Here is a 14,034-nt window from a genome sequence, read left to right on the forward strand (position 1 = left end):
TTCGTGAAGGGAGGCTTTACTGACGATGCCCTAACAACCAGCATAGCATCCATCACAGCTCTAACAGGCGGCATTAACTACACAGACACAACAACAGTCACACCAGCTCAACTTACGGTCTCCTCTACAACCCTTTCCAGATGGAATATTGATCCTGACACCATGGTTTCTGGTGGTGGAGAAAACAGCTCTACGACGGCCTTTATCGCTATTGGTCTCAGGTCCTCACCCGTTTCATCCTGGTTAGTCGACACTGACCTTATGCTTTTCGGCGGCATCACAGATAACGAAGAGACAACTAGTGTACCATCTGTCAACTTGGGCACAGCGACACCAATAAACTCTCAATGGAACAACGATCTATCCTCCACCGTTCTAGGTAGCGTAAACGACACAAATACAACAGTAGTTACAGGGATAAGCCTCACAACACCTTCCTTGTTCGGCCCCTACTCTAGTTGGAACTTTGATCTCGACACGATGGTTTTAGGCGGTGATAGCTACACAGACATAACAAACATGGTAGCTGTTAGTTTGACAGCATCAGGTACAACTACTTGGCATTTGAGTATCAATCGAGCCACCTTTGGAGGTTTAACAGACGATAACCAACTTACAAGTGTGCCATCTACTACTCTAACTTCAACTTCGGAAACCTTCTCTAGTTGGAATGCCGATCCAGTCACAGGAAGTGCAGGGGGCATCGAACCTACAAATACAACAACAGTCACACCAGTTCAACTGACCGTCGCCTCAACGACACTCTCTAGATGGAATATTGACGCGAACACGATGATCTTCGGAGGACAAATCTATACTTCCGTTGCCACCTTCACAGCAATCAACCTTATTGCCTCACCTACTTCGAACTGGCTAAGGGATACGGACCTCCTCACTCTTGGTGGAATCATAGACGACGCAGAAACGACCCATGCGCCACCCCTTAACATGGCCCTAGCCACACCAACGAATTCTCAATGGAACAGAGATCCATCTTTAACTGTTCTAGGTGGCGTCAACTACGCAGATACAACAATAGTCACAGAAGCAACTCTCCCAGCTCCGTCGCTCTACACTCCATACTCTGAATGGAACTTCGACCCCGAAACTATGATCCTCGGTAACAATGCAAACTTCTCAAGGATAAGCATGACATCTCTCATGCTTACAGCACCTTCTACAACTAATTGGGCAGGAGATACAGATCTCTTCGTTCTGGGTGGAACCACAAACGATAGCGTAACAACTAGTGTGGCAGCTGTCAGCCTCACACAAGCTACGATGACCATCTCCACCTGGAATGATGAGGCAAACAGCATGCTCTCGGGAGGCACGACGTACAGTGACCTGACAAGCACCACACCAATCAGTCTCGCTACCCCAACCCCCACCTCCAATTGGAACTTGGACAGTGACAACACTATCTTCGGTGGAAGAGATAACAGCAACTTGATAGGCATAACCGAAATCTATCTCACAGCACCTTCTACAACTAATTGGGTAGAGGATACTGACTTGTTCACGCTTGGCGGAACAACAGACAGCAGTCTATCAACTAATGTAACAGCTATTAGTCTAACAACATCATCAGGCTACCTCGAATGGAACAAAGATGCGTTACTCTTCGTGAAGGGAGGCTTTACTGACGATGCCCTAACAACCAGCATAGCATCCATCAACCTGATACCCACAACCACTTCTACATGGAATGCTGATACAGACACCACTATCCTTGGTGGGATAGACAACACCAACCTTGCGAGTGTGGCAACCATTACGCTTACAGCTTCTCCTACTACGAGTTGGGTGAGGGATACAGACCTCTTTGTCTTCGGTGGAACGACGGACGACGGCATAACGACTAGTGTCACAGCTGTCAGATTAACACCACCGATAGTAACCCTTTCTACATGGAATGTTGATACAGATACCATGTTCTTCGGAGGCATCACTCACAGTAACCTTACAGTCATCACTCCTGTCAATTTGACGGAATCGCCCACAGATCTCTACTGGAACATGGACAGTGATCATGCTGTCTTGGGTGGGATAGACAACACCAACCTTACGAGTGTGGCAACCATTACGCTCACAGCTTCTCCTACTACGAGTTGGGTAGCAGACATCGACTTACTCACACTAGGTGGTACTACGGATAATAGTCTCACAACTAGCATCACACCAGTCAGCCTCTCAGCAGGAAATGCAACTACTACTGTTTGGAACAACGACACGGATCGAATGCTAGGAGGTGGCCTCTCATTCACAGACGTAACAACGTTTACTGCTGTTCAGCTCGCGGAACCAAGCATGATCGCTTCGACCTGGAATGGGGACCCCAACAGAGAGATCGAAGGAGGACTGAGTGGCAATTCCTTCATGACTGTCAACGCTGTTGCTCTGACACCATCTGTCACAACAAGCTGGTCGTCAGACACTGACCTCTTAACATTTGGTGGACTTGCAGACGATAGCCTAAGTATAAGCATGGCAACTCTCAGCCTCACCTCGCGTGCTACGACAGCTATCTCATGGAATGCAGACACCGAGGATAACGTCCTAGGCAGTACGACAACTACAAATACGACAACATTTACACCTATTCAACTCATTGCAAGCAATATTGCCTCCTGGAACACTACTACCACATGGAACACTGATACCTTGACAATGATTCTAGGCGGTCAAGAGACTGAAACAGTCACAACTGTGGCAGAAGTCATTCTTCCAGCATCACGTACATCGACTTGGAGAGAAGACACAGATCTCTTGACCCTAGGCGGCACAACGGATGACAGCCTCCTCACGAGCCTAACGGCTATTAGCTTAACAGGTAACACTATAAATTCTGGATGGAATGGAAACTCCGATAGCCATGTATTAGGAGGCATCGACAACACTGCTCCCACAACCTTCACGGTTATCAACCTCACAGAAAGCCCAGCCAGAACAAGCTGGAACGCTGATGTAGATGAATCGATCACAGGTGGACAACTAGGCAGTTCTACAACAGCCATGACAGCCGTTACCCTAACGCCCTCACGCATCTCCAGTTGGCTAGACGACACAGACCTCTTAACATTTGGTGGTCTGACAGACGATAATCTCCTGATTCAGGTCACACGCCTTAACTTAGGGATCCTGTTCCCTTCATTCGTATGGAACTTGGACAGTGATAGTCTAGTCTTAGGAGGATCAGAAAATCCAACACTCATTTCCTTTACGCAAGTCCTCTTGCCTTCGGTAGGCACCGCCTTTACTTGGAACTTCGACACAGACAACATGATCCTGGGAGGCAGAGATAACAGCTCTGCTATCAGTGTAGCGGCAATCAGGTTAACACTCCCTTCTGAGACGACGTGGAATCTCGACAATGACCTCTTGATAGAAGGTGGTACAACAGACAGCAGCCTAGACACAACCGTTGCCTCCCTTAGTCTCACATCAACTGGAACGATTCATTCCGACTGGAACACAAATGAAAACGATACGATTACCGGCGGTGTAACAGGCAACCTTCTCACTAGCGTGGGAACCATTAGCTTGACACCACCTACAATGCCTCTATGGAACTTTGACATCGATCTCTCTGCCAGAGGAGGAAGAACAGACGATACGGTCCTAACTAGCATCACGGCCATTAGTCTCCCTACATCATCCCCATTCCCTGTATGGAACGCAGATACAGCAGACATGGTTACTGGTGGTACTACGAATGACACACTCTCCACTTCAGTAACCGAGGTTCAACTAACTGCTTCAAACACCTCCTTCTTCACTGGTTCAGATATTGATCTTTTAACCCTCGGAGGATCAGATTACGCCGCTACTACCTCCTTTGCATCTATCCAACTGACTGCACCATCACACGGTCCGCCCTCTACATGGAACTTTGAAGTCAACACCATGAGTTTCGGTGGTCTAGTCAATGATGACCTACTTATCACCTTCTCCACTCCTTCATTAACTGCTTCTGCAACTTCGGGCATCTGGAACCTAGACACAGACAACGTGATCTTGGGAGGCCTAACAGACGAAGAAGTTGTGACTGCTATGGGAGCCATCGTTCTACCTCAAAGATCCGGACAATTGCCATGGAACCTAGATACAGAAGAAACAATTCTGGGCGGAATAATTGACGATGATATGCTAACAACCTTTGCAAGCTTCGCACTGACTCCTTCAACAGGCGTGGCACCTTCACTCTGGAACGTAGATGCTGACGAAATCACATTTGGAGGGATAACAGATGCAGACCAGATAACAAGTGTAACGGCAATCAGTCTAACAGCTCATAACCCTGTTGAAAGCGGTTGGAATGCTGATTCAGATAGTGTCACCCTTCAGCTTGTCAGTAACAACGATACAATTTCGGGTATAACAGCTATCAACCTCACTGCTACTTCTCCAATTAATTCTGACTGGAACGGAGACCAAGATTTGGTCATGAATGGAGGAATAACGACCACTAGCACAAATGGAACCTTCACAGAAACTACTCTCACAAGCTCTAGTGAAGATAATACGAACTGGAACCTAGATACAGACGTCATAACACTAGGCAGCAGTTCATCTGTAACTTATCCAAGAACAGGAATTAATACCGTTCAACTTCTAAGCCGATACGACTACCCATGGTTGACCAATGTCAGGAGAGGCTTCTTTAACCAAGAACGTGACTCTGATATAACAAGGATTCAGTTCGCACAAGATGCCACAACGGACATCGACTTCTACTGGAACACATCATCAGACGAAAACCTTTTGAACACACCTCTAACGATCACAATGGCTTCAGGCTTTAACCAACCCACTTTCAGTGCAAATGCTGTACCTAGCCTTCCTTGGAACAGTTCAGTAGACGAAAACCTCCTTGATGGAAACATGACAGCTATCTCACTAGGCTCCAATTTTGTTGCACCAACTTTTAGACTGAGCCGTTACATTTGGAACTCAGAAATTGATGACAATAATGTTAATACAGCCATCACGATCACTACAGGATCGGGTTTCGTCGACCCAACCTTTAGCAATACGAAAACCATAGTTTGGCATAACGTTGACCCAGAAGCGTCTTTTGTACCGACAGAGAACACATCCACCGGCTTCACCCTTGTTTCTCTACCAGCAGTAAATACTACATGGGGAGAACTCTCTGGCGATGCCCAATGGGAGAGAGGAGAATTTGAATGGAACTTTGACACAGATGACTATGTCTTAGGTGCTCAAGGATTCTATATCTCCTCTATGGATGGAAGTCCAATTACTCTGCCTGCTTCGGCAACAACAAACAGCTCGTAAAGCCTCAAAGGCCATTAAAAACTTTTTTACAAAAAAGAAGTATGCTATAGGACTGTTAGTTACCTCGATAAAGGGCCATGAGCCCAAATCATCTCAAAAGATTTATTTACAGAGACTTCCGAACCTCCTCCTTCGCGCGCTGACTGGAGCAACTATGCGGCTTGTTCATGCACTATTCTGTCTTTGTCCATCTGTCTTTCTTGGAAAAAGCAACACGGTAATATTAGGAAAAACCGGTTCTGAACGGCTTTTACATATTGACGTCGAATTTCCAAAACTCGACCTTAAAAGAGGGGAATGTCCACGCAAGCCCAAGGTAGAGTTACTGAATGACCCACATTTAAAGGAATCCAGTTTGGACAGCGAGACCTTTTATAAATTTATCCCTTCAATTCACACGGCTTACACAGCCATCAAATTTTTTAATACTTGGGAAGCTTTGAGCATTAAAAGTGGTTTGAGGCTCACGACCAGACCCATCACCATACCCCCTTTTTCCAGGCCCTCTCTCTTCCAGATCAACCCCCTTACTTGGAGCTTTCCCTCACCATATACCGAAAGCACCTCTGAGGTCTTGATCAGATGGCACCCTGCGAAGGACAAAACTCTTTTATACTCTAATACGTATCTAGTCCTTTTACCCTCAGGATTTTCCCTATGGACTTTCAACATCAATCCCCTCTGGAGGTGTCCCTTAGATAACAACGCACTCAATGTTCCCATTGTCATTGCCCTAAACTCGAGCCTTTCTCAACCAATCATGGCGAAAACAGAACATACAATTCGGAATTCTGATACGGACTGCTCATCACATGAAGAAGCATCTTCTGCTATTAACGACTCTCTGTCCTCGACCTCATCCCTATGGGGACATATCGAAACAGACTCATGTTGGGAGAGGGGAGAGTTTATTTGGAACAACGATACGGACGATCATCATTTAGGAGCACACGGGTTTTATTTCTCCGACAGAAATGGTACTCCTATTTCCCTGACCACCTCTTCAACAACGTCCTCTTCAGGCAACTCTAACAAAAAATAATTCTCATTCTTACATAGTAAAACAGACTAGAACCGGCTCAAGACATACGCAGTCTCCCTTCTTTTTTCAGCATTAAGCTACCTTTCAGAAATGCATTTCTCCAAATACATCCCTTTCTCCAGGGCTTGTCCATCTTATGGCACTGTGATACAAGTCACAGAACCAATGGCTTGAATAAGAAAAAATTCATCCAAATTAACTGCAGAAATTCCGATCAAAAAAGGATATTTCCAGGGGCTCTTTTGGTGAACCAATTTTCTGGAGAAACTATGCGATTCGTTCATATGTGCTGCTGTTTCTGCCCCATTTTCTTTCTCTGGGGAAACATTACACCCTCAGAAGGATCTTGTTTCGGACCGTCTGTGCATACAGAGATTAGTGTCCAAGAAGCATCCTCTTCCAACATTCTAAAAAGGAAAGAGTCGCGTATCCGTCTAAAAAACGGCATCTGTCTTGTCTTAATTTCAGATCCCTTAGCCGATAGGTGTCATCTTACATTGACGGTTTCGTCAGGGTACGCCAGTCCACGTTGTGATACGTTTGGTCTGGCTCATATGCTCACGCATACCGTGTTTTTAGACACGAACGTAACGCAGCAGCCTCTTCTTAAGCTTTTAAGAGACAAACAAGTTGAATTAGATGCCTCTGTTGAGCAAGATTACACTTCATACTGCCTTTCTTCTCCTCTTTCTCATTTTGAAGAGAGTTTAGATTTGTTCTCTACAGCCTTATTGCAACCAGGTATTCGTGCAGAAGAGCTGAAACTTGCTAAGCAAGAAATTGCTTTAGAACACGCAGAAAGGCTAAACGACGATCGATTTCGTATCCAGTGGACACGTGAGGAAGTCTATTCTCCAGAACACCCCTTACACCAAGCCAGCCTAGGAAAAGAAACAGATCTCAGCCGTGTGACTGCGGAGATATTAAGAAATTGGCATCGGAGAAATTATGTTGGGAATAGGATGTTCTTGGTTGTCAATGCTCCTTTAGCTATCGAACAGATGCAGCCTCTTCTCATCAGCTGTTTTGAAAGGTTTCCTTCCCCACATCAAGAGGACCTTTTTGTAGAAGGAACCACCTACACGAGCCTTCCTTCCCTTTACAGGGGGCAAGAGCCCTCCCTTCTCTACGTCTGCACCCAAAAAGAAAGAGTTTTAGAGTTGGAATGGGCCCTCGGTCCCTCACCTGGACATAACAAGTCACACCAATGGACTCCAGAAGAGATTCTAGGAAAGTTATTAATGCATAAAGCAAAGGGAGGACTTGTTTCTATCCTAAGACAGTGTGGTTTCTTAGAGGATATTGAGTATGATTTTATCCAGCGTTCCCCTCATAGTGAACTTCCTCAGCAATTTCGTGTTCGGGCCTTTCTAACAAAGAAAGGAACAAAGGAATGGTCCATGGTTCTTTCAGAGATCCTTCTTGGGCTAGAAATAATTGCAGAAAAAGCAAACTTGGAGATCTTCTCTAAAGAGGCATTGGAAGCGCATAAAATACGTCATTTCCTTCGCGAGCATCCGGAAGGCCGACAAATATGCTTAGAAACCGCTCAGGACATCTTGATCAGAGGACTTGCATCACTCTCTGAGCAAACTCTTCCGTCAGTGCCAGACCTTGCTGGAAAGACTTTTCCAGCTTACGCTCAAACGCTGACCAAGCAATCCCCCTTTCTCGTGACACTAGCTTGTCCAGTGGATGAGTGGCACCGTGCCCATGACGGTTTATCAGAAAAGGAAGCGTGGCTTCACGTCCACTCTCAAAAAAGAAATAACCAATTTCAGTGGCTATTTAGAAGTCTTCCCGAGCTCCCCAAAGCGAGTTTAGCTCAGAAGCTTCTGATGCCTCCCAAAAACGTTCTCCTATCCCCTGAACAGTCTACTCATGCTATTTCACCTCATGTGACTTTAGAACCAACTGATTTGTCAAAAGGTCTAGGACAGTTCTATTACTGTTCGGATTTTATTTGGGCTCGTCCTGTAGGACATTGGCAGATCTTGCTCTCACTTCCTGATCCTTCAAGTAGCCCAGGAAGTGCTTCCGGAGCAGAATTATCGCAGCTTTGTGTGGGGTTATTGGAAGAAGCTACACGCTCCGTTATTTACCTGGCCGGAGAAGCCGGCATTCGCATTCAGTATCGTTTAATCTCTCCTAAGACTTTAGAATTATCTGTTTCTGGGCCGTGTGATCAAACAGGAACACTCGTAGAATCGATCCTTCAAGGACTCAGTCGCCTATCCATCTCCGAAGAAACATTTAATTTAGCCAAGAAACGCAGAATTAAAAATCTGACGGAGCGTTGTTTTTTTGCACCCCAGCAGCTTGCTCTTTTAGAAATGGAAGCCACTCTCTTTGATGGATTTTCCCTTGAGCAGCGTATTGACGATTTGAATGAACTTTCTTTTCACCAAGCTATGCATTTCATTGATCAGATCAAGCAGTTCAGCTTTGCAAAAGGATGTTATTTCGGAAGTCATGGATTAGAAGAGATCGAATCGTGGTGGGGAAAGATCTCTTCCATTAACTTTTTCGAGCCCTCTAGGGCCCAATACTTTGAAACAGCACATAAACAAGAGGTGACACCAAAAGAGGAGCAGATTCTTTATTCTTTGGAGCCAGGCTCCGCCTGTGCCGTTGCCCTTCATTTAGGGAACTACTCTGTAAAGTCCTTCGTCAAAAAACTTGTCTTGGCAAAAATGCTCGAATCATTTTTGGAGCAGAAGAATCTGGAGGGAATCCCCGTACACTTTTCTGTACATCCGATGATGACAGATCACCGACTCTACTTTGCCTTTACAGCAGCATTAGAAGACATTCCCCTTTCCAACGACATGATCCTTTCTCTTTTAGATGCTTGTGCTGATACACTGCTTCGGATTTCAACGGAAAGTCAGCTCTTATTCGAAGAGAATAAAAGAAAAACCCTACATGATTTGAGGCAACCTATTCGCACAGCACAATCGGCTATCAATTTGCTATCTCAAAGATTGTTCTTAGATAAGAAAGGAAGCGACTGGCCACCCTCTCTACTGGAAGAGGCGATGTCCATTACCCACCAAGACATGCTTCAATTTATCAAAGAACATCTTCTCAAAGAAACACGCCGTGCTTTTTTTATCCGTGTCCAAGGGATTCCATCTGACCAAAAACACGCCGTCCTTGAAGAAGGAAGAACAAATTGGTGTCAGTTCAATTTACTCAAGCATTCTATGAAGTAGTACCCGTTTGCCACGAAAAATCGGGAGATGACCTATGATGTTCGGTCTACTTACTTGCTTATTTTTGTGGCCTTGTTCCTTCTTTTGCAAAGAAGTACCTGTCCCCATTCATCACTTTGTTTCGGACACAAGCCCTTATAAGGGACACAAAAATTGCCATTGGGAAAAGTGGAAACTTAGTAATGGCTTGTCACTGCTTCTTATTCATGATATCCGCCTCGGGGCTTCTGAATGTTATTTCGGTCTTTCTGTACCTGCAGGAGCAGTCGATGATCCATCATACGCTCCGGGAACAGCACATTTGTTAGCGCACCTTATTGGCGATACATTTGGCCCTGAGCTTGACTTTGAAATTGGATTACATTCCACTTTATTTAAGCTGAGGTCAGAGTGGGAGCCATTCTCTTCTGATTTATCTCGCTTCCTCTCTCTGATCCATCATGACTCTTTCTGCCCATTCGACCCTACCGGGAAGATGCCTGCACTTCATGAAATAGAAGCTGAGCGTCATTTCTCCTCACAACAAGACGCCTTTCACTTATGGTCTACTCTTCTGAATCAGCTACAAATCACCCAAGATCGTAACAGCTACGGTTTCGAAAACGTTGTGGCAGATAATCTGCAAAGAGCTTCTCAACTTCGGCAATGGTTTGATTGCTACTATACGGCAGAAGAAAGCTCCTGTATCGTTTCAACACCTAAACCACTCTCAGAAGTACGTAACGTGATTTTGGAAATTCTTAGCGGAATGCGACAAAAGACGATGAGAAGACCTAAAAGAGAAATTTGGAAGTGCAACAAGTCGGCCTTCTTGTTTCTAGAAATGCAGAAAGGAACACGCTCTCTTTCTTGTATCTGGCCCTTCTTGGAAAAAGAATTTTCTGAAAAGCAGCACCCTCTCTACCTACTCACAACCGTAATGGAAGGTCTCACCTTGCAATTACGCGATTTAAAGTGGGCGACAAGTTGCCAAGCGCATTTAGAGCCATTAGGCTATCAATTGCCCACGCTGTTCTGTATTCGTATAGATCTAACAGAGAAGGGAGTGCAACGGTGGGAGGGCATTCTATCTCTTATTGACCAATTCCTATCCCAGGCAGCACAGCTTAAGAACGAGGAGATCGAAGCACTCTTTTCCGAATTAAAAAAGGAAGAATCAGAACAAATCCTCACCGATTTTCCTTGGTCCATCGAAAAAATGTTAAAGGCCTTTGCTAAAGAGCCTCTCCAAACATTCCCTCTCTTTGCTGTTTCTCCTCTTCAACTCGATTCGCATCGTTACCGTGCCTCTATTCAGCAACTATTGGATGGACATCGCATCGTTCTTCTCGGAACCAATCTTTCTGAGTGGCAAACCATACAGAAGCTCTCCTGCCTACAAGCCCCAAAAAAGGATAAGGGCAATCCACACAATCGATTCTTCTTCCCTAATAAACCAACCATTTCTCACCTTTCAAGACAACCTTTGGAGTACAGTACGTGTCCTCGTAAAGACCAGAAGTGACTGTTGGCGAAATAATTTTGTTCATGCATCTTACCTCCCTTTTCGAATCCACTCTTTGAGGGGGATTAAAATTTTGGGAGGTTTGTTTTGAAACTGTTCCTATTCTTGGGGGTCCTTCTTTCTCTTCCCCTCATCTTCGGTCTGCGTTTTCTCCTTAAAAAGTGGAATGAAGAGGAGGCTGTTCTTGTTGAGGATAAGAATCCGTATCAAGATCTCAGCCCTCGCCTTCAAGATCTAGAAGTAGAAAAATGGAAGCTGAAAAACGGACTTGCGCTCCTTCTTGTTCATGACCCAGATGTCAGTCAATGTGGGATTGGGCTTTTGTCCCATGTTGGATCCGCAGATGATCCTCCTGACGCTAGAGGGGCAGCTCACTTTGTAGAGCACATGTTAGCAGGGCGTACAAACGCTGAATTTTCTGACGGGGTAAATGAGTTTGTTCTTGGTCAGGGTGGAACGTATAACGCCTTCACCTCTATGGGATTCACTTTTTACGGGATCTCCCTCAGTCATGAGCTCCTTGAACCGACAGCGAAGAGGCTTTTTGCCATGTTGCAAAAGCCTCTTTTTCTCGAGGAAGAGACCAAAGCTGAACTTTCGGCTGTCGATGAAGAATTCTATATCCATTCCATGAATGATGGGTTTCGTGTCTGGTCAGGTATTCTCTCTCAGTTGAATGGGGATTGTCCGATGCAACGGTATCACCCTGGGAACAAAATCACTTTGGGCCACAAGACAGGTGGACAACTGAAGGAATGGTTTGAATCTCATTACACATCTCACAAAGCGACATGTGTTGCCATTAGTTCTAAGCCTTTAGAAGAGCTACGTCGAATTGTTCTGCCCCTAGCACAACAGGTCCCTATCCGAAAAAAATGGGAAAGGGATTTGCCCGTTTATGAACAAAAAGAATCACGTTTTATCTTCACAGAAACATTACAAGGCACTAACTGCCTTCTTCTTGTTTGGACATTTCCTCCAGCCCCTCTTCCTGAAAAACAGCAAGATCTCTACCTGCTCGTTCACCTCATTAATTCTGAGCATTCTGGCGGTCTTTCCTCAACACTAAAAGAGATGGGTCTCGCAGAAGTTTGTGAAGGCTCAATTGAATTATTAGGCAACCAGTTGCCTGCACTTTTCTGTTTGGAAGTCAAACTGACTGATCAAGGAGTAGCCGAATGGAAAAAAGTCTATGCCTTAATCGAAACCTTTTTGGAAGCTGCCAAACAGCTTGATTCTTCCCACGCAGAAAAAATGGTCGAAGAGTTGCACCTGGCTCAACTGCTTGGTTACCAGTATCGATGTAAAACACAAGCTTTTGACTTTGTTTCAAGACTTGTCATCTCTTTAGCTAGAGAGCCCTTAGAAACTTTTCCTTTCCATAGTGTCGCACCACATGCCTTCCGGTATACGGCCTACCAGAAAGCCATTGAAAGATTGATCGAAAACAAGAAAATCGTTCTGCTAGGAAGTGCTTATTCCAAATGGGCAGAAGCAGAAGATGGAATGAACGACAAGCCCAAAAACCATAACGAATTGAGTAAGATGCCCTTGTGGGAGTACCCGTACTACGCGACTTCGTTGCCCTCTGTTACAAAGGCAAAAGTCACCTTCTGCCCGCCTAAGCTACAACGTTTTCTACCTCAAGCTATTCCACAGCCTTATCCCATTCAAAAAGCGAGCACTCTAGCTATTGCCCCTCAGTGTCTCTCCGGATCGTCTTCCGGACCTCTTTTTCTCCTTCAAGATATCTATTTTGGTATTCCTAAAGATTATTTTCTTATCTGTCTTAAACATCCGCGTTTTTTTCACAAAGATCCTAAATGGCACTTGTGTGCTGAGATGTGGGGAAGAATGTTAAATAAATCACTGGATGAACTGGAATACTCTGCCCGAACGGCCGGAAACAGAATGAGTTTAGGACCAAAAACTCCCTATTCCCTACATCTCTCTCTTGTAGCCTGGGAACAAGTTTCAGAAAAACTTCTCAAAGAATTTTTGGAACAAATTAGAGAGGCAAAATTGGTCCAAAAGCATTTTGACCGTGCTCTGGAGGAAATGGTTTTGGACATCCAAGCAATAGAGGCTTCTCCCCCTTATCAAACTGCTCGTAGGCTCTTCGAAGAAAACATCCAAGATGCCATTCCAACCTTAGAGGAGCGTAAACTGTTCGTTCAGTCTGCTACTTTGTCTGATATAGAACAGTTCACAGAAACGTTTCTAAAAGAGACGAGTTTCGAGAGCATTTACCTAGGGCAAAAGAATTCAAAGCAACTGTCTAACCTTTTGGATCCCCTTGAACGTTTTTTTCCAACGAGTTACTCAGAAGAGATGGGATCGGTCCCTTTTCATTCAGGTTTAGAGCTTGGGACAAAAATTGTCCGGTTTCCTTCTCCTCTTCCAGGACACGCTGCTCGTCTGTCTATCGACTGTGGTTCTGCTCTCTTGCCTCACAACTGTGTCTGTTCTTGGATCTTATCCTCCGGACTGGATCCTATTGCTATGAATCAACTCAGAGAACAAGAAGAGTTAGCCTACGTTGTACGGTGTGGTTCACAAGAGACAAACGGACGCCTCTTCTTAACCGTGTTGACGCAATCAACAAAAGTCGACTGTGACTTTCTCCTCCAACGTTACCGCCAGCTACTAGATGACCTGCTCCAAAAAATGGGAACGAATCCCTTCTTTCATACGCAGAAATTTGAAGCCCTAAGAACGAGTTTCCTTGAACTTTTGAAAGCTCCCTCTACAAGTGCGACGGACCTCTTAGCTAAAGCACACCGTCTCGCTTTTGAAAAAGAAAGGGAATGGTCCTTCGATGCGAAGATGGTTCGAGCCGCAGAAGAACTTACTTTTCAAAAATTTAAATTGTTTTGTGAACGAGTTTTGCAAGAAAAACAGATTCGCCAACTTCTCATTGCGGTGGAAGGTTCTCTGCAGAAAAGCGAAGGCAGCAGCTCCTAAAGTAGAGT

Annotated in this window: 5 protein-coding genes; all 5 read left to right on the plus strand. The window is 45.0% G+C overall.

Going from position 1 to position 14,034, the window contains the following annotated elements; translation table 11 throughout:
• Nucleotides 1-5,301: beta strand repeat-containing protein (locus tag HAT2_RS03880; RefSeq protein ID WP_181860343.1), on the plus strand; the 5,301-nt coding region annotated here is incomplete at its 5' end.
• A 154-nt stretch (nucleotides 5,302-5,455) separates the two neighbouring features.
• Nucleotides 5,456-6,343, plus strand: coding sequence for a hypothetical protein (locus tag HAT2_RS02990; protein WP_147267507.1), 888 nt, complete (start codon nucleotides 5,456-5,458; stop codon nucleotides 6,341-6,343).
• Between the two features lie 269 nt (nucleotides 6,344-6,612).
• The gene (locus HAT2_RS02995; RefSeq protein ID WP_114544536.1) at nucleotides 6,613-9,558 is read left to right on the plus strand and encodes an insulinase family protein; all 2,946 of its coding nucleotides are present in this window, start codon (nucleotides 6,613-6,615) and stop codon (nucleotides 9,556-9,558) included.
• A 34-nt stretch (nucleotides 9,559-9,592) separates the two neighbouring features.
• Nucleotides 9,593-11,062, plus strand: a complete 1,470-nt coding sequence (locus HAT2_RS03000; protein WP_114544537.1) for an insulinase family protein — start codon at nucleotides 9,593-9,595, stop codon at nucleotides 11,060-11,062.
• A gap of 87 nt (nucleotides 11,063-11,149) precedes the next feature.
• Entirely contained in the window at nucleotides 11,150-14,026 is a 2,877-nt protein-coding gene (locus HAT2_RS03005; protein WP_114544538.1) for an insulinase family protein, read from the plus strand.
• Nucleotides 14,027-14,034 lie beyond the last annotated feature (8 nt).

Origin of the sequence: Candidatus Similichlamydia laticola, assembly GCF_003339615.1 — a bacterium.
GTDB classification, from domain to species: domain Bacteria; phylum Chlamydiota; class Chlamydiia; order Chlamydiales; family Parilichlamydiaceae; genus Similichlamydia; species Similichlamydia laticola.